At 69.2% G+C, this 20,633-nt stretch carries 16 protein-coding genes and 1 pseudogene; 7 read left to right on the top strand and 10 right to left on the bottom strand.

The features are described 5' to 3' along the window. Positions 1-82 precede the first annotated feature (82 nt). On the bottom strand, positions 83-457 hold the full coding sequence (gene trxA, locus ACFU9P_RS15080) for a thioredoxin (RefSeq protein WP_376371695.1): 375 nt from the start codon (positions 455-457) through the stop codon (positions 83-85). Next, positions 454-909, bottom strand: coding sequence for a MerR family transcriptional regulator (locus tag ACFU9P_RS15075; protein WP_384080530.1), 456 nt, complete (start codon positions 907-909; stop codon positions 454-456). The genes trxA and ACFU9P_RS15075 overlap by 4 nt, the downstream gene beginning before the upstream one ends. A 215-nt stretch (positions 910-1,124) precedes the next feature. Here ACFU9P_RS15075 and ACFU9P_RS15070 point away from each other — a divergent pair, with 215 nt between their 5' ends. Next, a complete protein-coding gene (locus ACFU9P_RS15070) occupies positions 1,125-2,600 on the top strand; it encodes a glycoside hydrolase family 16 protein (RefSeq protein WP_384080527.1) in 1,476 nt (491 codons plus the stop codon). A 106-nt stretch (positions 2,601-2,706) separates the two neighbouring features. Here the strand turns inward: ACFU9P_RS15070 and ACFU9P_RS15065 are convergent, their stop codons facing one another. Both ACFU9P_RS15065 and ACFU9P_RS15060 read right to left on the bottom strand, forming a co-directional pair. Further along, positions 2,707-3,210, bottom strand: coding sequence for a hypothetical protein (locus tag ACFU9P_RS15065; RefSeq protein WP_384080524.1), 504 nt, complete (start codon positions 3,208-3,210; stop codon positions 2,707-2,709). A 245-nt stretch (positions 3,211-3,455) separates the two neighbouring features. After that, positions 3,456-3,965: a hypothetical protein gene (locus ACFU9P_RS15060; RefSeq protein ID WP_384080521.1), complete on the bottom strand. Its 510-nt coding sequence runs from the start codon at positions 3,963-3,965 to the stop codon at positions 3,456-3,458. A 433-nt stretch (positions 3,966-4,398) separates the two neighbouring features. On the opposite strand from ACFU9P_RS15060, the gene ACFU9P_RS15055 reads away from it, so the two are divergent. Then, on the top strand, positions 4,399-6,285 hold the full coding sequence (locus ACFU9P_RS15055; protein ID WP_384080518.1) for a LamG-like jellyroll fold domain-containing protein: 1,887 nt from the start codon (positions 4,399-4,401) through the stop codon (positions 6,283-6,285). 288 nt (positions 6,286-6,573) lie between these two features. Further along, positions 6,574-7,779 carry a cytochrome P450 gene (locus ACFU9P_RS15050; RefSeq protein WP_376371711.1) on the top strand — a complete coding sequence of 402 codons (1,206 nt, stop codon included), beginning with the start codon at positions 6,574-6,576 and terminating at the stop codon, positions 7,777-7,779. Positions 7,780-7,947: 168 nt separating this feature from the next. Here the strand turns inward: ACFU9P_RS15050 and ACFU9P_RS15045 are convergent, their stop codons facing one another. The 5 genes and pseudogenes from ACFU9P_RS15045 to ACFU9P_RS15025 all read right to left on the bottom strand — a co-directional run bounded on the left by ACFU9P_RS15045 (position 7,948) and on the right by ACFU9P_RS15025 (position 13,529). Further along, positions 7,948-9,270, bottom strand: a complete 1,323-nt coding sequence (locus ACFU9P_RS15045) for a glucarate dehydratase family protein (protein WP_384080515.1) — start codon at positions 9,268-9,270, stop codon at positions 7,948-7,950. A gap of 796 nt (positions 9,271-10,066) precedes the next feature. After that, positions 10,067-10,720: pseudogene (locus ACFU9P_RS15040) on the bottom strand (recombinase family protein); the annotation flags it as partial. A 63-nt stretch (positions 10,721-10,783) separates the two neighbouring features. Next, on the bottom strand, positions 10,784-11,578 hold the full coding sequence (locus tag ACFU9P_RS15035) for an enoyl-CoA hydratase/isomerase family protein (RefSeq protein WP_384080512.1): 795 nt from the start codon (positions 11,576-11,578) through the stop codon (positions 10,784-10,786). 125 nt (positions 11,579-11,703) lie between these two features. Further along, positions 11,704-12,672: an NADP-dependent oxidoreductase gene (locus ACFU9P_RS15030; RefSeq protein WP_384080510.1), complete on the bottom strand. Its 969-nt coding sequence runs from the start codon at positions 12,670-12,672 to the stop codon at positions 11,704-11,706. A 68-nt stretch (positions 12,673-12,740) separates the two neighbouring features. After that, a complete protein-coding gene (locus tag ACFU9P_RS15025; RefSeq protein WP_384080507.1) occupies positions 12,741-13,529 on the bottom strand; it encodes an SDR family NAD(P)-dependent oxidoreductase in 789 nt (262 codons plus the stop codon). A 116-nt stretch (positions 13,530-13,645) separates the two neighbouring features. Here ACFU9P_RS15025 and ACFU9P_RS15020 point away from each other — a divergent pair, with 116 nt between their 5' ends. Continuing rightward, positions 13,646-14,335 carry a TetR/AcrR family transcriptional regulator gene (locus tag ACFU9P_RS15020; RefSeq protein ID WP_376371725.1) on the top strand — a complete coding sequence of 230 codons (690 nt, stop codon included), beginning with the start codon at positions 13,646-13,648 and terminating at the stop codon, positions 14,333-14,335. 528 nt (positions 14,336-14,863) lie between these two features. Here ACFU9P_RS15020 and ACFU9P_RS15015 read toward each other — a convergent pair. Further along, entirely contained in the window at positions 14,864-16,225 is a 1,362-nt protein-coding gene (locus ACFU9P_RS15015; protein ID WP_384080503.1) for a cation:dicarboxylate symporter family transporter, read from the bottom strand. Positions 16,226-16,361: 136 nt separating this feature from the next. Between ACFU9P_RS15015 and ACFU9P_RS15010 the strand changes: the two genes are divergently transcribed. The 3 genes from ACFU9P_RS15010 to ACFU9P_RS15000 all read left to right on the top strand — a co-directional run bounded on the left by ACFU9P_RS15010 (position 16,362) and on the right by ACFU9P_RS15000 (position 20,368). Next, positions 16,362-18,179, top strand: coding sequence for an ATP-binding protein (locus ACFU9P_RS15010; protein ID WP_384080500.1), 1,818 nt, complete (start codon positions 16,362-16,364; stop codon positions 18,177-18,179). Next, positions 18,176-18,865 (top strand): response regulator, encoded by a 690-nt coding sequence (locus tag ACFU9P_RS15005; RefSeq protein ID WP_384080497.1) that lies wholly within the window; start codon positions 18,176-18,178, stop codon positions 18,863-18,865. The genes ACFU9P_RS15010 and ACFU9P_RS15005 overlap by 4 nt, the downstream gene beginning before the upstream one ends. Before the next feature lie 141 nt (positions 18,866-19,006). Further along, complete coding sequence (locus ACFU9P_RS15000; protein ID WP_384080495.1) at positions 19,007-20,368, top strand: ABC transporter substrate-binding protein; 1,362 nt, start codon at positions 19,007-19,009, stop codon at positions 20,366-20,368. Positions 20,369-20,633 lie beyond the last annotated feature (265 nt).

Below are 20,633 nucleotides of genomic sequence, written 5' to 3'. Positions count from 1 at the left end.
TGAGAGCATGGAAACACTCAATATACGCAGACGAATACCCCGGCCGTCAATTCGGACCGGGGATTTTTTGTTGCGTCGCTGGTCAGGGTCGGGGGCGGTCCAGCCCGTCGGCCAGTCCCTCGTCCAGTTCCTGGAGCAGCTTGCGCTTCGGGCGGGCGCCGACCATCGACTTCACCGGCTCGCCTGCGCGGAAGAGGATGAGCGTGGGCATCGCGAGGACGCCGTAGCGGGTGGTGGTCAGCGGGTTGGTGTCCACATCGAGCTGTACGACCTTGATACGGGCGGCCTCCTCCTCGGCCACGGCGCTCAGGACCGGGGCGAGCTGGCGGCACGGCGGGCACCAGTCGGCGGTGAACTCGACCAGGACCGGGAGGCCGGCCTTCAGTACCTCGTCGTCGAAGTCGGCGTCGGTGACGGAGTCGACGCCTGCTGCTCTGGCGCCCGTTGCCTTGATCATTTGTGTTCTCCCTCGTTGGCTTCGTGGGTGGGGTGTTGTGCGGTGGGTACGGTCAGCTCGCACCGGGGCGGGGGCGCGGCGGCTTGCACAGCTTCCGCCTGCGCGGTCTCGGCCTGGGCGAGTTGCGCCCCGACCTGGGCGCGTACCGACTGGAGCTGGTCGATCAGACCGTCCAGTTCGGCGAGCTTGCGGCGGTAGACGGCGAGCGAGGCCGGGCACGAGTCCCCGGCCGGGTGCCCGGCGCGCAGGCACTCCACGAACGGCCGTGTCTCCTCCAGTTCGAACCCGAAGTCCTGAAGGGTCCTGATCTGCCGGAGCAGCCGGAGATCGCTCTCGTCGTACGTGCGGTATCCGTTCACCGCGCGCCGTGCGGGCAGGAGCCCGCGGGACTCGTAGTAGCGCAGAGTCCGGGCGGTGGTTCCGGCCCGCTCCGCCAGCTCACCGATTCGCATGCGGTCGACCGTAATCCTTGACGCCGACGTCAGGGCAAGGGCCGGCGGACACGGCTCGCGAGGGCTGGGGCACATGGCTCCCGAGTGGGTCGGCCGGGGCCATTGACGGCTGCCCGGCCGGGCACTACAAGACGTACTGAGAGCGCTCTCAGAGCATCGGGTTCCTGACCCCCAGGTCCTCTTCGGCACGCACCATCCTCACCGGAGGTGTTTCCTTGAGAACGAGCCGCACCAGACGCACTCCCCGTACCCCCCTCCTCGCCGCGGCCCTCGCCCTGGCCGTCGCGCTGGCGGGCTTCGTCGGACTGACGGCCGCGGGCACCGCGCAGGGCGCCATTCCGCCCGCCCCCGGCTGGACCGTCCAGTGGAGCGACGACTTCAACGGCCCCGACCGGGCTCTTCCGTCCGCCGCCGACTGGCAGATCGACACCGGTCACGGCTACCCCGGCGGGCCCGGAAACTGGGGCACCGGCGAGATCCAGAACTACACCGCGAGCCCCGACAATCTGAGTCTCGACGGCAACGGCAATCTCCGTATCACCCCGCTCAGGGACGGCGCGGGCAACTGGACCTCGGCCCGTATCGAGACCAAGCGCGCCGACTTCAAGGCCCCGGCGGGCGGCACCCTCCGTATCGAGGGCCGTATCCAGATGCCGAACGTCACCGGGGCCGCGGCCGCCGGCTACTGGCCCGCGTTCTGGGCGCTCGGCTCGCCGTACCGCGGGAACTACTGGAACTGGCCGGGCATCGGCGAGTTCGACATCATGGAGAACGTCAACGGGATCAACTCCGTGTGGGGCGTGCTGCACTGCGGGGTCAGCCCGGGCGGTGCGTGCAACGAGACCACCGGGCTCGGCGCGAACCGCGCCTGCCCCGGGGCGAGTTGCCAGTCGGCGTTCCACACGTACCGGTTCGAGTGGGACCGCTCGGTCGCACCGAACGAGCTGCGCTGGTACGTGGACGAGCAGCTCTACCACTCCATACGGCAGGACCGCCTCGACGCGGTCACCTGGGCCAATATGACCGAGCACGCCGGGTACTTCCTGCTGCTCAATGTGGCGGTCGGCGGCGCGTTCCCGGACGCGCTGGGCGGCCCGACCCCGACGGCGGCGACCGTGCCCGGCCGGCCCATGCTCGTCGACTACGTCGCAGTCTGGACCCGCGGCGGCGGCACACCCCCGACCGATCCCCCGACCGACCCGCCCACGGACCCGCCGCCCTCGGGGTCCTCGACGCTGTACCCGGCGGGCTCCGGCCTCGGCGCGGCCTCCGGCTCCGCCACGACGGCCACGCTCGCCTCGGCGGGCGGCGCCAACTACGACGGCACACCGCACAACCCGCAGGTCTTCACCTCCGGCGGTATCACCCGGACGTACAACGGCGGCGCGACGCAGTTCGACCTCTTCGTCGACTCGGGCGCGACGGTCGGCAACGGGCAGCAGGTGCGGGTGAGTTACGACCGTACGGGCGACGGCACGTGGGACCGTACGGAGACGTATCTGTACTTCGCAACCGATCCAGTGGCCGGCTACGAGCACTACAGCCAGGCGAGCGGCCTGAAGTCGGCGACCGGATCGCACGGCAACCTGGTCAACGGCAAGGTCCGTGTCGAGGTCTGGAACGCCATCGGCAACGGCACCAGCACACTCGGCACCGGCAACCAGTCGGTGATCCGGATCCCGTTCGGCTGAGCGGGCGCGGGGCGCGAGGCGCGGGGCGACGCTTGGCGACCGGCGACCGGCTCGTACGGACGCATCGGTGTCCGTACGAGCCGGTCACCGCAGCGAGGCCGGTCCGTCAGAGCCGTGTGCGGACGAGGCCGATGAGCTTCTCCGCGGTCGGACGGTCGGATTCGTCGGTCACGCTGGTGACGACTTGGAGCGTGCAGGCCCGGTCACCCACGACGAACTCGGCCATATTGCCGGAGCCGAATTCGATGTTGTCGGAGCCCGCGGACGACTGCCCAGGGACGGCCGTGCCGGGCGAGCCGATACTCAACGTGACGGAGTGGTAGGTGTCGGGGTTCTCCCACAGACACACACTCTCCCCCACCCCGCCATCGGGCCGCCCGCCGTCGTTCTTCCCGATGACCGGCGTGATCTCCGCAGCCTTGAGCAACGTACACGCGTCAACCGTCTCGGCGGACGCCGCGCCGGCATCGGTCTCTTTGACCGCCGAGGCACTGGGAGCGCGATCATCGGGCGCCTGCGCACCCGTGTCCGTATCCTCCGAGCCGCACGCGGCCACGGTCGACACCAACAAGAACACCAGGCTGACCGCGGCAAGTGATGAACGCTTCACGACTGTTCCTCCAATGTGGTTTTTATGTGAAGTTGCAGGTTGTGAACCAGGCATGGCACAGGGGCAGGAGCGGGGAGTCAAGGGCCGGGACTGATCGCCCGAACACCCCCAAGGACGGCCCCACTCAACCCACGGGTTGCGCTACCACGTGCCGATCACGTCCAAAAACGGTCACCGAACCGCCACCAACGGACGCGATCAGCAGGAGCGCGCACGTCGCATCCGAGGGTGTCGGTCAGTGCGCATCAGCCGGGTCCGTCCGTGGGTTCGGCGGGAACCTGAGGGTGGCCCGCGAGACGGCGGGCTTCGGCCAGGACCTCCGCATTGACCTGGTCCACTGTTCTGTCGCCGAATTCGAGGATGTCGTACTCGTCATCGAGTTCGGCGAGCCGTTCAGTCAGCGGTAGCTCATGCCCGTAGCGCTGGTGAATCCGGAAAGCGAACTCCCAAGGTGTCAGCTTGCCGGCGAGCATGCGGCGTGCGAGCGCCCGGGCGGCGGCTTCTTGGCCGGCGACGCCGACGACCGGATGAAAGGTGAGGTTGAGTTCGTCGAGTGCCGCGGGAAGCAACTCGTGGACGTCGTAGTCGGCCTCGGCGCGTGTGCACGCGGCGAGGATTCGAAGGCCGGGGCTGTCGAGTCCGGCGACGAGTGCATCGCAGGCGGCATTGACGACGTCGCTCGCGCGGACATCTCCGACGCTCCAGAGGATGGCGTAGTCCTGTAGGGCGGTTGCCGCTGCTTCGGTCGACGTCACGCGCTCATGATTGCGTTCAGGGTGCGTCCTGGTCGAGCAGGTTTCGTCGAAGTCGCTGTTCAGCGGCCTGTTCCAGCGAGGCTCGTGCGGAGTCCGCGTAGCGCATCGGGCCCGTGAGTGAAGGTGCCGGGGGTGGGCTGCTGCCGGGGATCAGGCGAACGGCATGACACCCGCCGGGGCTCGACTTCTTTTGGTTACTGCCCGCTCATCAAGAAATCAGCTCGCGGCCGTGATTTGACTCGCGCTTTCAACCTTGGACGGACGCTTGATCTGCGTTTGTCATCTCACGTCTGCCCAGCCTGGGCCGCTTCTGCATAGCGTCATTGCTGTATGAGCCATCGACCCGGGAAGAACCCCTATGTCCACGAACGGTGACGATCAGTCACAAGAGCCGACCGGGCAGAGTCGGCGAGGTTTTCTACGCAACACTGCGTTGGCCGGTGCGGGAGCGGCAGCGGCAGGAGTCGGCGCGTCCGCGCTCGGTGGAACGCCCGCGTTCGCCGCGGACGTCGCCAAGAGCGACAAGAACGGCAGGACCGGCACGTGGAGGCCGGATCCGACCGCCCTCCAGTTCACCCTCGCGGTCATGCCGGACACCCAGTTCCTGTACTGGGGCAGCCAGGACAGCGTCAACCGGACGCCGCAGGAGGAGTCGTTCCGCTACATCATCAACAACAGCGGGAACCCCGACAACAACATCGTGTTCATGGCGCACCTCGGCGACATGACGCAGGACGCCGACGCGTCGTCGTTCGAGCAGGTCGACAAGGCGTTCGCGCTGCTGGACTCGCACGGTGCCGCGTACAGCGTGCTGGCCGGCAACCACGACGTGACCGGCGACGACAGCCGCGGCGACACGCCGTACCTCCGGACCATGGGCCCGCAGCGGTTCCGGCACTCGAAGACGTTCGCCGGGTCGGACGAGACGGGCTACAACACCGCGCACATCTTCCAGGCCGCAGGCCGCTCGTGGCTGCTGCTGGCCCTGGACTGGCGGACCACCGATCAGGGCTACGAGTGGGCCAACAAGGTCATCAAGGCCCACCCGAAGATGCCGGTGATCGTCACGTCGCACGACATCGTCGCCTCTCCATACGATGACAACGTTTTCCCGTACGAGTCCGGCGACCCGGAGAACAACGCCGTGATCGTGGGCAACGGTCAGGTGATGTGGGACAAGCTGATCAATGACAATGACCAGGTCTTCCTGACCCTCAACGGCCACTACTGGCCGCCCGGCCGCATGACCAGGAAGAACGCCGCCGGCAACGACGTGTACATGCACATCACGAACTACCAGAACCGCTACTTCGGCGGCGGCGCCATGATCCGGCTCTACCACTTCGACCTGGCCCGCGACACGGTCGACGTCGAGACGATCAACCCGTGGATCCTGGCCCAGGAACCGGAGTCCCGCAACGAGCTGGCGGCCGAGCACGCCCGGATCACCGGCCCGGTCGACAACTTCTCGATCCCGATCGACTTCGAGCAGCGGTTCGCCGGCTTCATCCCCGTTCCGGTCCGGCCCGCCCGGCCGGCAAGCAAGGAGCTGGTGAAGGGCACGCTGGCGTACTGGCGTTTCGACGGGCAGGGCGCGCCCGGCACCCCGCTCACTGCGGGCCAGACGATCCGCGACCTGTCCGGCAAGGGCAACGATCTGACGGTGGTGACCGTACCGGGCACCGCCGCCGACGCGCTGACCTGGTCCGACGCCCACCACCCCGACCAGCCCGGGCACGCCAGCCTGAAGTTCACCGGCGGCAGGAACCCGGTCCACGGCACGTACCTGACCACCGGGGCGAAGGCTCCGCTGAACGCCGAGACGTTCAGATCCGGGTACACGATCGAGACGTTCGTGATGCTGCCGCTGGACTGGGACTCCGGCAACAACGGCAACGCGTCGATACTCAGCCGCCGCGGTTCGGCCGGGGCAGCCGGGAAGCACGGCAAGAACACCGATCCGAACGAGCCGTTGGCGCAGTTCGCCATCACGAACAACGGCCGCGAGGCGCAGTTCAACCACTACCCGCTGAACGACACCTACCCGACGACCAACTGGGGTCACGGCATGGTGGAGCTCAAGTGGTGGCACCTGGCGGTGGTCAACGACGGTCGTTTCACCAGGCTGTACGTCGAGGGCGCTCCGGTCGTCGACAACCCGAACCGGGTGTCGGTCGGCCTCACCTCGCTCGGACTGCCCTGGCTGGTGGGCGGCCACGAATACGCCGGCGCCATCGACGTCGTCTTCCACGGCAACGTCGGTGACATCCGCGTCGTGAACCGTCCTCTGTCCATGGACGAGTTCCTGACCGCCGAGTAAGGCAGCCTCTCCCGTCTCGCGTCTCCTGTCTGCCGCCTTCCGTCTCCCGTCTGCCGTCTTCCGTCTTCCGTCAACCGTTTCCCGCCCGTCTCCCACCCGTCTCCCGTCTCCGGCCGATCCGCCGGGGGCGGGAGACACCCATTCCAGGAGGCGGCGTACGTCGGCGGCCACCCGCACCCATTTGCGCTGCCCGAGGCATACAGCCGAAAAGAGGGAGGTACCCATCCCTCGCTCGCAACGTCCGTCTTCTTGGCCGGATGACCGTACGCGCTCGTTATGGAGTACGCGATGACCGAAATTGGCGAAACAACCACCTGTCCGTTCGATTTCAGCGAAGGCCTGGAATTCGATCCCCTGCTCGCGGACCTCATGTCCAGGAATCCGGTCACCCGGATCCGGCTGCCCTATGGCGACGCGGACGCGTGGCTGGTGACGGGGTTCGAGGGGGTGCGGCAGGTGACCACCGATCACCGGTTCAGCCGGGCGGCGATCACCGGGCGCAACTATCCGCGGCTGACGCCGGAGCCGATCGTCTCGCCGGAGTCGATCAATGTGATCGACCCGCCCCGCAGCACCCGGCTGCGCCAGCTCGCCTCGCAGGCGTTCACCAAGCGGCATGTGGACCGGATGAGGCCCGCCGTCGAGGCCATCGCCAACCAGCTCTTCGACGAGATGGAGGAGCACGGCGCGCCCGCCGACCTCGTACGGCATCTCTCCGACCGGCTTCCCCAGCACACCATCTGCGAGCTGCTCGGCATCGCACCCGCGGACCGGCCGCGGATGCAGGAGTACGCGCACCAGCTCCTGTCCACCGGACAGAGCACCCGGCAGGCCGCGGCCGACGCGAAGTCGGCGCTGCGTGAGTACTTCGGCGGGCTGGTCACCGAGCGGCGGCGCAAGCCGGGGGACGATCTGATCAGCACCCTGGCCGCCGCGAAGGAGGGCGACGACGCCTTCGACGACCAGGACCTCGCGGTCATGGCACTGACCCTCATGCTGAGCGGGCACGACACCGCGACCTGCGAGATCAGCAATATCGCGTACATCCTGCTCGGCCGGCCCGATCTGATGGAGCAGGTACGGAACCGGCCCGCGGAGCTGACGCGGGTGCTGGACGAGCTGCTCCGCTTCATTCCGTTCCGCAAGGGCGTCGGCATTCCCCGTATCGCCACCGAGGACGTCGAGATCGAGGGGGTCACGATCCGGGCGGGCGACTTCGTCCATGTCTCGTATCTGACGGCGAACCGCGATCCGAAGAGGTTCACCGACCCGGATGTCATCGACCCGGACCGTACGCCCACCCCGCACATGACGTTCGGCTGGGGCGGACACCGCTGTATCGCTGCGCCGCTGGCGATGGCGGAGCTGGAGGCGGCGATCGGGGGGCTGGTGAACCGTTTTCCGCGGCTGCGGCTGGCGGTGCCGGCGGAGGAGGTGCGCTGGGACACGGAGACGATCCGGCGGTTCCCGATGGAGCTGCCGGTGAGCTGGTAGCGGACGGTGCGGTGCGGGGGCTCGGAGCCGCCGCGCCGGTCGTACGGAACGGGGTCCTGGAGAACGCATCCGGGGCCCCGTTCTCGTACCCGTACCGTTCGCGTACGCGTACCATTCCCGCACCCGTCCCGTTCTCGTACCCGTACCGTTCTCGTACTCACCAGCTGCTTACCAGCGCGGTACGGGCGGTGTCGTCCAGTCGGGGTGGGCCACCCGCATCGCGGCGGCGTCGTCACGGTCGCGCATCGTGCCGTCGTCGTCCAGCCACCGCTGGTGCAGTACGGCGAGCCGGTCGCGGTCGAGTTCGACACCGAGCCCGGGGAGGCCGGGCACGTCCAGGCACCCGTCGCGGAAGGTCAGCCGCTCCTTCGACGCGTCCGTGATGACGTCCTCGGTCTGCCAGGGGTAGTGGCTGTCACAGGCGTAGTCGAGGTTCGGGACGGTGGCGGCGACGTGGGTCATCGCGGCCAGGCTGATGCCGAGGTGGGTGTTGGAGTGCATGGACAGGCCGACGCCGAACGTACGGCAGATCGCGGCCAGTTCGCGGGTGTTGCGCAGCCCGCCCCAGTAGTGGTGGTCGCTCAGCACGACCTGGACCGCGCCGGTCGTGAAGGCCTCGCGGATCTCGGGGAACGTGGTGACGCACATGTTCGTGGCGAGCGGGACGTCGGCGTGGGCGGCGACCTCGGCCATGTTTCGCGTACCGCTGGTGGGGTCCTCCAAGTATTCGAGGACGTCGCGCAGTTCGTCGGCGACCTTGAGCGAAGTCCGCACGGACCAGGCGCCGTTGGGGTCGAGGCGGAGGGGCTGCCCGGGGAAGCGGCGGGCGAGGGCGCGGATGGCGGCGATCTCCTCGGCGGGTTCGTACACGCCGCCCTTGAGCTTGAAGGAGGTGAACCCGTAGTCGCGGGCGAAGCGTTCGGCCTGCGCGACGATGCCGGACGGGTCGAGTGCGGCACCCCAGTCGTCGGTCTCGCCCCGTGGATGCGTGGCCGGGTGTGCGGCCGGGTGCGTGGCCCAGCGGTAGAAGAGGTACGCGCTGTACTCGACCCGGTCACGGACCTTGCCGCCGAGCAGGGCATGTACGGGGAGGCCGGCGGCCTTGCCCCAGGCATCCAGGCACGCCACCTCGAAGGCGGACACGACAGACAGGCGCAGCTTGTCGGCGGTCTGTACGCCACGGAGTCCGCCGACGTCGACGGAGTCGTCCACGCGGGCCTCGTCCACGGCGACCTGGTCGGCCAACGCGAACAGCCCGTTCAGATCGGTGACCCTGCGGCCCGGCAGCCGCTCGGCCAGCGGACGCGCCAACTCCAGGTACTTGGTGTCCCCGTACGTCTCACCGATGCCGACCGTCCCGTCGGCGGTGACCACTTCGACGATCAGGCGCGGGGTGTACGGCTGGTGGACGCCCTGGGTGTTGAGGAGGGGCGGGTCGGTCACGAGGACGGGGGTGAGGCGGACGTCGGTGATGGTGAGCATGTGAGGCATCTCCCTATGCGCGCGGCGTCCACGTACAGGACTGGAGGCTAGGGATGTGAACGGGGTGAGTCAATGGGGACGCTTGCCTGGCAGGGGCGGGGGGCACGGAGTTCGCCGGGCCCGCCCGGCAGCCGGTTCGTCCTCAATCGCCGGACGGGCTTGATTTGTCGGCCGGCACCGACCACGCACCCGGGTCCGGGGGCATCGGTTCCGCCCTCAAACGCCGGACGGGCCGGAATTCGGCAGAACCAAGCCCGTCCGGCGATTGCCATCACCAAGCGCGCACCACGGCCCGAGCCGCCGCGAGTGGGTCTCGGTCGTGCGCCTGAGCGGCGACCGCGCCGAGTCCCATTGGCTGACCGAACGGGACTTCGAACACGGTCACCGATCCCCGAGGATCCAGCGAGAACTCCGCCCCGAGCAAGGCCCGCACCGTCATCCCGCCAAACGCTCGGCTCAGTTCCACAACTGCCGGCACCGCACGGGCAGGCTCGGGCGAAGCGGGGCGTTCGCAGCGTGCCGCGTGCACACCGACGTACACAGCAGACGCCTCGTCCGTCCGGACCGCGGCACAACGGCCGCCTTCCACGATGATCACCGCGGCTCCATTCCCCAAGCCCGACACCGGTTGTTGCCCGACGTCAGTTGTTGCTGAACATACGGACGCTGCTGCCCGTTCAGTGGTCGAGAATTCCCAAGCCGATACCGTAGACGGCAATACTCTCTTCCCGGCCCAGGGAATAGCGCTCCATGGTCCGGTCGGCGTGGGGGTGAGCGGGTCGTCCGGCCGCCGGATGCGGACTCGGCGTGGGCGGGGGATGTCGTCGGCATCCTGGAGGTCGGCGAAGTCGGCGTGCGCCTGGGCGACGGCTTCGGGGTACGCCTCCTGCTTCTCGTGCTCGGCGAGCGCCCGGTAGATGCTCGCGACGCCAGGCGCCCGCCCCTTGCGCTTGCCGGTGGGGATGATCAGGTCGGGCTGGATCTGCTCGACCGACTCGCCGTTCGCACGGCGGCGGAGCACAGTGTGCAGCATGTCCTCGGTGATGACGGGTGGCCGGCCGCCGTGTTTGCCCTTGCGGGCCGCCGCGTCGAGTCCTTCGAGAGTCGACTCCCGGATGTTCTCCCGCTCGGTCTCCGCCATCGCGGCGAAGAACGCGAACAGCAGGCGGCCGGGCCCGCTGGGGTCGTAGATCCCGGGTAGGGGCCCGGCGAGCATCTCCAGGACCAGGCCGTGGGCGGTGAGGTGGTCGGCGAGCGCGGTGAGTTCGGCGGCGTCGCGGCCCAGGCGCTTCATCTCGTACACGGTGAAGATGACCCGGCAGTGCGGGGCGTGGGCCTTGATCTGGCGGGCCAGCGCGAGCGCGGCCTCGAACTGGGGGCCGGCGACCGCGCCGGAGCGCGCGCGGCACGGCGAGCCGGGTTCAGCCCGGCAGCGTGGGCAGGGGTGGCGCTCGACGTCGTGCGTGTTGCCGGAGGGGTAGCGGGCGTGAAGGGAAGCCGAGCCTCTCGCGACCCTGTTGCGTCAGTCCTTATAGAGGGGCTGGTCGCCGGTCGGGGTGTAGATCTGCATGCCGTAGCCCTCCAGGAAGAGGCCGTGGTTGAGCTCGTTCACCGCGGCCTTGCGGAAGGGCTGGGTGAGCAGGTGTCGAGTGAACCGGCGGGTGGTGGTGGGCTTGACCAGAAGCTTGTTGGCGACTTCGTGGGCGCGGGCGAGTACTGCGTCCTTGGGGACGACCTCGTTGACGGCGCCCCATTCCTTGGCTTCCTGGGCGGTGAGTTTCAGGTCGGTGGTGAGGAAGTAGCGCGCGCGGTTCTGCCCGACGACGAGCGGCCAGACCACATGGACACCGTCACCGGGGACGACGCCCTGCGCGAAGTGGGCGCGGTCCATGAGGGTCGCGTCCTCGGATGCGATGACGACGTCGCACATGAGGGCGAGTTCGGAGTGAAGTTCGGTCGGCCCGTTGATCGCGGCCACGCAGGGGACCTGGATGTCGAGGAAGTTGGTGATGAGCTGGTAGCCGGACCAGCCCAGCCGTTCCATGAAGACGGCGGGAATGGGCTCGCCGGAGTCTCCGTAGGTGTAGTCGACGATGAAGTTGTCGCCGGCGCCGGTGAGGATGAGCACCTCGACCTCGGGGTCGCCGGCGACGTCGGAGAAGGCGAACGCGACCTCGTCGTGCGCGCTTCCCGGCGCCCAGACAATGCTGTCACCGTCGGTGTGCAGGGTCATGGTGACCACGCCCTCGGGGGTGCGGTCGAAGCGCACGTTGTCGTACCGGTCCTTGTAGTCCTCGAATCGCGTCAGCTTCGACATGGTGCTGGTTCCCTCTTCCTTGGATGGGCGGAGCGTTGGCCGGGGTCTGGGGTCAGGGGTCAGGGGTCAGGGTGCGACGGTCATGGGGTGTGCTGGGACCGCGGCGGCTGGTGGTGCGTCTCAGGTCAGGGGCGTGAGAAGTCCAGGACGAATCGCCCGCGGACTCCTCCGGCCTCCAGGGCCGCGTGGGCGCGGCCGGCGTCGGCGGGGTCGATCACCTCGGCGACGCGGGGGGTGAGTTGCCTGGCTTCCACGGCCTCGGTGAGGTCGCGCAGGCTGCCGGGGATGTCGGGGTTTTCGTAGAAGCCGAAGTAGCGGTAGTCGATGCCGCGCGGGGCGGGTTCGGGGAGGGGGGTGGTGCCGCGTTCCCCGATGGCGCGCAGACTGGAGTAGAGGCCGTTGTCGGTGACCGCGTCCAGAACGTCGGCGCCGAGGAGGGCGGCGTCCGCGAGGGCGTCGGCGCCCTCGGGGATCTGCCGGCGGACGTCGGCGGCGTAGCCCGCGCCGCGGCGGGCGGTCAGGTCGGCGCCCAGGCTGCGGACGAGGGCTTCGTCGGCCTCACTGGAGTCCGCGATGATGCGTGCTCCGGCACGCTTGCCCAGTTCGATGAAGTAGCCGCCGAACGCACCGGTGGAGCCGGTGACCGCGAGGGTTGCGCCGGGGCGTGCGTTGAGGACGTTCAGGCCCTGTAGCGCGGTGAGGCCGTTCATCGGGACGGTGGCCGCCTCGATCAGGCTGACGTTCTTCGGTGCGGCTGTCACCTGTCCGGCGGGGACGACGACGTACTGGGCGTACCCGCCGTTGTGGGGCCGGTCGGGGATGACGACGGCCATCACACGGTCGCCCGTGCTGAACGCGGAGTCGCCGGGGCCGACCTGGTCGATGACTCCCGCCACGTCCATGCCGAGGATGTACGGCCCTGGCATGGCTCCCAGGTCGACGTCGCCGATGCGGATGAGGGTGTCGGCCGGATTGACGGCGGCGCCGTGGACACGGATGCGTACTTCACCCGGCCCTGCCTCTGGGGCAGGGAGGTCCAGTTCGGTGAGAACGTCAGGTCCTCCGGGCGTGTGGAAGCCGACGGCTTTCATCATGTCTCCTTGATCGTTTTCATGGTTGTCCCGCAGGCGGCGCAGGGCGGGCCTTCTACGCACGCGGGAGGTCAGCGCGTGGAGCGGGAGCGCGCGCTGCGCTTCATCACCCGCAGCAGGCGGATCGTCAGCAGCATGGTCAGGCCCAGCCCCTTGCGGCCGGGCAGGATCAGGGCTTCGGGGGTCTTGCCCTTGGCGACCAGGTCCCAGGCGGTGTCCGCGATGCGGTCCGGGTCGAGCAGGTAGGCGTCGTCCGACTGCCCCGAGGACGACATGGCCGTCTGGATGTCGCTGCCGTTGATCAACCCGCCGATGAGCAGCACACCGGCGAAGACGCCCTGCTTGGCGAGCGCGGCGTTGAGCGTGACGGCGTAGCTGCGGGCTGCCGCCGCCGGCACCGTCATCGCGCCGAGCTCCGGAACGGGCAGGACGGCGCTGATGGCACTGGTGAACAAAAACGCACCCCGCTTGCGTGCAAGCATCCCGGGCAGCGTCCTGGCGACCACGTCCGCCGCCGGGTGCACCATGGCCATGGACGCCTCGACGTCGGCCCCTGTGATCTGGTCGATCGACTTCTGTGTCTCGGTCATGTTGTGCGGCGACGGCCCGTAGTACACGAAGTCGATTCCGCCGAAATTCCGCTCGATCTCGTCCAGAGCTGCGCCCAGCCCGGCGGTGTCACGCACGTCCGCGGCGAAAGCGGCCGCCTCGATCCCCAGCCCGGCCAATTCCCGAAGGGCGTCATGGTGACGATCGGGGTTACGTGAGACCAGCGCGATTTTGTATCCCCCGCGCCCGAAGCGCCGAGCCATCGCGATGCCGAGGCCCGGGCCGGCTCCGATAAGGACTGCAGTAGGCATTGTTAATTTCTCATTCCTGACAGTGACAGTTCGCGCTCGCTTTCTCCGGCGGAACGGTGGAGCTATCGTAAGCAGACAATCGGACAGGGTTATCCGTTTGCGGGGAAGTGGGAAAAATGACGGCGGAAGAGTCCCAGATACCAGTGGAGGGCGCGCCCTCCGAGGCGGAGGCGCCGACGGCTCTGCGTGCCGATGCCCGGGAGAACCGGCACAAGATTCTCGACGCGGCACGGCGCTTGTTCGCGGCGAAGGGCATCGACGTGCCCATGTCCGCGATCGCACGCGAGGCCGGAGTGGGCATGGCCACGCTGTACAGGCGCTTCCTCACCCGGCAGGAGCTGCTCACCGAGGTCTTCGCCGACCAGTTCGCCCAGTGCGCCGCCATCGTCGAAGCCGCTCTGGCGGATCCGGACGCCTGGCGAGGGCTGCGCACTGCCGTGGAAGGGCTCACAGCGATGCAGGCACAGGACCACGGCTTCAGCGCCGCCTTCGTCGAACAACTTCCGCAAGGGGCGATGGTCGAGGAGAAACTGCGGCAAGGAGTAATCGGATTCAAGCAACTCATCCAGCGCGCACAGAAATCAGGACAGCTCCGCCGTGACTTCACATTCGACGATCTCGCGCTGGTCCTCATGGCCAACAGTGGAGTAGTGCAGCACGCGCCGGAATCCGCAGCCGCGACATCGAGACGGCTCGTCGGCTACCTTCTCGACGCTTTCCGAACAGACGGCACGGCCCGGCAGCCGCTCCCGCCTCCCGTCCCCGCTGACCTGTCCCAGGTGGCCTTTCCACCAGCCCCTCGATGAAGAAAACCAACGCTTATGGGCTGACAGATCTGAAAAACCCGGCAAGAGCCGTCAGTCGTCGTCCTCGGCAGCATGGGGGTCGCGGAAGGGGCGCAGTCCCCGGCTGGGCCCACTGGCGGTGATGCTGAACAGGCAGCGGCCCAGGAAGTTGATGTGCCGGTCCTTCAGCAAGCGCCGGACGGGCTGGTAAATCGCGGCCCGCGCCGGAAGTTCGCGGCCCGCGACGGAAAGTCACCCACCGACCGCCCAAGCCCGTCCGGCGATTGAGGACGAACCGGCACCCCGACGCCGGGGAACCATCCGGTACGGGCACACATGAAGACCGGCCCGTACGGAAGCGTCTCCGTACGGGCCGGTCTCCGGGGGAGCCGGGGCGGGGGGAAAGGCCCCGGCGGGGTGGCCGGGGTTGGGGGGAGGAGCCCCGGCCTGGTCGGAAAGCGGGAAGCGGGAAGGGAAAACAGGAAGCGGAACCGGTAGGCAGGAACCGGGACCCGGAAAGCGGAACCGGGAAGCGCAGAGCGCCTCGGGTCAGACTGTCGCCTTGTCCGTCGTGCGCTGGTCCGGGATCGTCGGACCCGCGTCCGCCGCCCCCGTGTCCCCGTGCCCGTCGTCCAGCAGCGTCTTCTCGTCGAACGGGATCTCGCCCGCCAGCACCTGGTCCACCCGGGCCTTGTCGATCTCCTTCGTCCACGTGCCGACCAGGACCGTCGCCACCGCGTTGCCCGCGAAGTTCGTCAAGGCGCGGGCCTCGCTCATGAAGCGGTCGATGCCGACGATCAGGCCGACGCCGTCGACCAGTTCGGGGCGGTGGGACTGGAGGCCGCCGGCCAGGGTGGCGAGGCCCGCGCCGGTGACGCCCGCCGCGCCCTTCGAGGCGATGATCATGAAGAGCAGGAGGGAGATCTGCTCGCCGATGGAGAGCGGGTCGCCCATGCCCTCGGCGATGAAGAGCGAGGCCATCGTGAGATAGATCGCCGTACCGTCCAGGTTGAAGGAGTAGCCGGTCGGTACGGTGATGCCGACCACCGGCTTGCTCACGCCCAGGTGCTCCATCTTCGCGATCAGACGCGGCAGCGCGGACTCCGACGACGAGGTCGAGAGGATCAGCAGGAACTCACGGCCCAGGTACTTCAGCAGCGAGAGGATGTTCAGACCCGCGACCAGCCTCAGCAGCAGGCCGAGGATGACGAAGACGAAGATCGCACAGGTGGTGTAGAAGCCGATCATGATGATCGCCAGCGACTTCAGCGCGTCGAGACCCGTCTCGCCGACCACCGCCGCGATCGCGCCGAACGCGCCGACCGGGGCCGCCCACATGATCATCGCGAGGATCCGGAAGACCAGGCGCTGGAGGTGCCCGATGCCGCGCAGGACCGGCTCGCCCGCCGAGCCCATCGCCTGGAGCGCGAAGCCCGCCAGCAGGGCGACCAGCAGGGTCTGGAGGACCTGGCCCTCGGTGAAGGCCGACACCATCGTCGTCGGGATGATGCCCAGCAGGAAGTCCGCGGTGGACTCGCTCGCCCCCTCCGCCTGGGCCGCGCCCGCGCCGCGGGTCGCCTCGGTGAGGTGCAGTCCCGAGCCGGGCTCCAGGATGTTGCCGACGACCAGGCCGATGGCCAGCGCGACGGTCGACATCACCATGAAGTAGCCGAGCGCGAGCCCGCCGACCGCGCCGACCTTCGCGGCCTTTCTGACCGAGCCGACGCCCAGCACGATCGTGCAGAAGATCACGGGCGAGATCATCATCTTGATGAGGTTCACGAAGCCGGTACCGATCGGCTTCAGCTCGACGGCCACACCGGGAGCCGCGAAGCCCACCAGGATGCCGAGCGCGACGGCGGCGATCACCGCGATGTACAGATAGTGGGTGCGGTCCCGGCGTGCGGCCACGGGTCCTCCTTGACTCGTACCAGCGATTCCCCCCGTCCCTGTCCGTGGGGGTCCCGGCGACTATCCATCAGCATGTGATGCCGGTCACGGTTACGTTCATTTCGTTCATATGAATGCGGCGATGCAGACTTGCGCCATGCACCTGCCCCGGCCCCGCAGCCTCGCCGCCCAGCTCTTCGCCATGCAGGTCGTGCTGGTCGCCGCCGTGGTCGTGGGGTGCGCGCTCTTCGCGTACATCACGGGACGTGCCCACGCGGACGAGACCGCACGCAAGCAGGTTCTGGCCACGGCGCACGCGCTGGCCGATTCGCCCTCTGTACGGGAGGCCATCCGTACGCCCGATCCGACGGCCGTGCTCCAGCCCTACGCGGAACGGGTACGGCGCGACACCGGCATCGACTTCGTCACGATCATGAATCCCCGCGGGATCCGCTGGACCCACCCCGATCCGGCGCAGATCGGGATGCCCTTCCTGGGGCGTACGGCGCCGGCGCTGCGCGGGGAGACCTTCACCGAGACGTATACGGGTACGCTCGGCCCCTCGATGCGGGCGGTCACCCCGGTCTGGGACGGTGGCCGGATCACCGGCCTGGTGAGCGTCGGCATCACCGTGGACCGGATCTCCTCCGAGGTGACCCGGCAGGTCAAGGTGCTCGCGCTGGTGGCGGGCGCGGCGCTGGTGCTCGGCGGGCTCGGTACGTACGTGATCAACGCGCGGCTGCGCAGGCACACGCACGGGATGAACGCCGCGGAGCTGAGCCGGATGCACGACTACCACCAGGCCGCGCTGCACGCCGTACGTGAGGGGCTGCTGATGCTCGACGGCGGGCTGGGCGGAGGGCGCAGGATCGCGCTGATGAACGACGGCGGGCGGGAGCTGCTCGGGCTCGACGAGTCCGCGGTGGGCCGTCCCGTACCAGAACTCGGGCTGCCCGCGCCTCTCACCGACGCGCTGCTCGACCCCGGGCCGCGGGTGGACGAGCTGCATCTCACCGCCGACCGGATCGTGGTCGTCAACACGCGGCCGGTGGTCGGCGGGGAGCGGCGCGGTACGGTCGTGACCCTGCGCGACCACACCGAACTTCAGGCGCTGTCAGGGGAGTTGGACTCGGAGCGCGGCTTCACGCAGGCGCTGCGCTCGCAGGCGCACGAGGCGGCGAACCGGCTGCACACGGTCGTCTCGCTGATCGAACTGGGGCGGGTGGAACAGGCGGTGGAGTTCGCCACGGCCGAACTGGAGCTGGCCCAGGCGCTGACGGACCGCGTGGTCGGCTCGGTCGGCGAACCGGTGCTGGCCGCGCTGCTCCTGGGGAAGGCGGCGCAGGCGAACGAGCGCGGGGTGGAGCTGGTGCTGGCGGAGGACAGCCGTATCGACGACGGGGTGCTGCCGGCGACGCTCGCGCCGCGCGATCTGGTGACCATCCTGGGCAATCTGATCGACAACGCGGTGGACGCGGCGCAGGGCGGCGAGGGCGCGCGCGTGACGGTCACGGCGCTGGTGCAGGACGCGCAACTCCTGCTGGGCGTACGGGACACGGGGGCCGGCGTCGACCCGGCCGCGATGGACGAGGTCTTCCGCCGAGGCTGGTCCACCCGAGGCCCGGACCGCGGCCTGGGCCTCGCCCTCGTACGCCAGTCGGTCCACCGCGCCCACGGCACGGTCACGCTGACGCGCGGCGCGGAGGGCGGTGCGGAGTTCACGGTACGACTCCCACTGAGCGCGGGGCAGGGGGCGGCGGGGACGGTCCCGGCGCAGCGGGCGGCCAGTACGAAACCGGCGCCACCAGCGGCTGCCGGTACGGTCGGGCCCGGCCTGGAAGCCGAGAACGCACCGGGCTCCGGTACGGCCCCGGCCGACCGTACGGGGCGCTCCCCCGGCACCCAAGCCGCGTCGGCCCATCGCGCCGAGCCCGGCGACGACGACCCGGCGTCCGGTGCCGAGGTGACATCGTGAGTGTCAGACCGCCCATCCGTGTGCTCGTCGTCGAAGACGACCCCGTGGCCGCCGACGCTCATCAGCTCTATGTCGGGCGCGTCGCCGGGTTCGCCGTTGCCGGGGTCGCGCATTCGCGTGGGGAGGCCGCTCGGGTGCTGGAGCGGGCGGACATCGATCTGATTCTGCTCGATCTGTATCTGCCCGACGGGCACGGGCTCCAGTTGCTGCGCGGGCTGCGGGCCGCCGGCCATCACGCCGATGTGATCGCCGTGACCTCCGCCCGCGACCTCGCCGTCGTACGGGAGGGCGTCTCGCTCGGGGTCGTGCAATATGTCTTGAAACCGTTCACGTTCGCCACGCTCCGTGACCGCCTCACACGCTACGCCGAGTTCCGGGCCGCCGCCGGGGAGGCCAGCGGCCAGGAGGAGGTGGACCGCGCGCTCGGGGCGCTCCGGGCGCCGCAGCCGTCCTCGCTGCCGAAGGGGCTGAGCGCGCCGACGCTGGAGGCGGTGACCCGTACCCTCCGTGCCTCCCCCACCGGGCTGACCGCCGCCGAGGCCGGTACGAAAGTCGGTATCTCGCGGATCACCGCACGCCGCTATCTGGAGCATCTCGTCACCAACGGGCGCGCGGCGCGCAGTCCGCAGTACGGGCAGGTCGGGCGGCCGGAGCTGCAGTACCGCTGGATCCCCGCACCCCACTGAACGGCCCACCGATCGGCCCGCCGAACACCCCGCTGCGCCGGGGGGCGCCAACTACCGGTCGTTGCACGGGGATTGACCATGGTAACGGCCCAGTCCTACGGTCGCCGGGCAGCCCCCTGTGGCTCAGAGGAGGTCGTGCCCGTGCGCCCCACCGCCCCGCTCATCCTCATCGCCGCCCTCGCCGCCGGTTCCCTCACCGCCTGCGGCGGCGGTTCCGGCAGCGACCCGGACACCGTCAAGGTCGCGTACAACCGCAACACCGACAACAAGATCCGCTTCAAGGACAACTATCTGGACTCCGTGAAGCGCGAGTTCGAGAAGGCGAACCCCGGCAAGAAGGTCGAACTCATCCCGATCCAGGCGCCGGACAACGACTACGCCACCAAGGCGCAGCAGATGATGCGGTCGCCGAAGACCGCGCCGGATCTGGTCTACGAGGACACCTTCCGTATCAACGCGGACATCAAGGCCGGCTATCTGCGCCCGCTGGACGACTACTTGGCGAAGTGGGACACCTGGGACCAGTTCGTCGACACGGCGAAGGCGGCCGCGAAGGCGGAGGACGGCAAGACGTACGGCGTACCGGACGGCACCGACACGCGCGGACTCTGGTTCAACAAGAAGATCTTCGCGCAGGCCGGCCTGCCCGCCGACTGGTCCCCCCGCACCTGGGACGACGTCCTGGACGCGGCCCGTACGGTCAAGGCGAAGGTCCCCGGGGTCATCCCGCTGAACGTCTACACGGGCAAGGGCCCCGGCGAGGCGGCCGTGATGCAGGGCTTCGAGATGCTCCTTTACGGCACGGGCGCGGCCGGCGAGGACCCCCTGTACGACGCGTCCGCACGGAAGTGGGTCGCGGGCGGGCAGGGTTTCCGGGACGCGCTGGGCTTCGTCAGGACGGTGTACGGGGAGAAGCTCGGCCCGGACGTCTCGGACGCGCTCGACCCGAACGTCGGCACCCGGGTCGCGACCGAGTGGTTCCCCGAGGGCAAGCTGGCGATCTCGCTGGACGGCTCCTGGATGGGCCAGAACTGGATCAACGAGGGCCCCAAGGAGTGGCCGCGCTGGTCGACGGACCTCGCCCAGGCACCGATGCCGACACAGCGCGGTCAGGCGCCGGGCGCGGTGTCGATGTCGGGCGGCTGGGCGTGGGCGATCCCGCAGAAGGCGAAGAACCCCGATCTCGCCTGGGAGTTCATCAAGACACAGCAGACCGCGGAGAACGCGGTCGAGTGGGATGTGGTGGGCGCGCAGATCGCCGTACGGAAGGACGTGGCGGCCGATCCGCGGTATCTGAAGTCCATGCCGGGCATCGAGTTCTTCACCGGCCTGGTCCAGTACACCCACTACCGGCCCGCGCTGCCGGTCTATCCGCAGGTGTCGACGGCGATCGGCGAGGCGATGGAGAAGGTGACGACGGGGGACGCGTCCCCGGAGGACGCGGCGAAGGAGTACGACGAGCAGCTCAAGACGATCGCCGACGGCGCGGTCGTCACGAAGTGAGCGCGAACGGGGGCGAGTCGCCGCGGCGGGAGGGGCCGGAGGGCGAACCCGGCCCGGGGGCCGGGTCGGCGCGACCGGGCGGCGGCCCGATGCCCGCGGGCGGCAGGCCGGACGGCCTCGAAAGCGGTTCGTCGTACTCGCCGGACGTGCCGGCCCCGGCACACGGGCCGGCGCGGACAGAAGGCCCGTCCGTACGGCCGACCCGCCCGGGGGGAGGAAGTAGCAGCGGGGGGGGGGGGAGCGCGCACACACAACCACGTTGGGA

It is taken from the genome of Streptomyces sp. NPDC057617, from assembly GCF_042800555.1.
Classification (GTDB): Bacteria; Actinomycetota; Actinomycetes; order Streptomycetales; family Streptomycetaceae; genus Streptomyces.
Note: the sequence above shows the minus strand (reverse complement) of the source record. Positions and strands in the feature narration are given on the sequence as shown.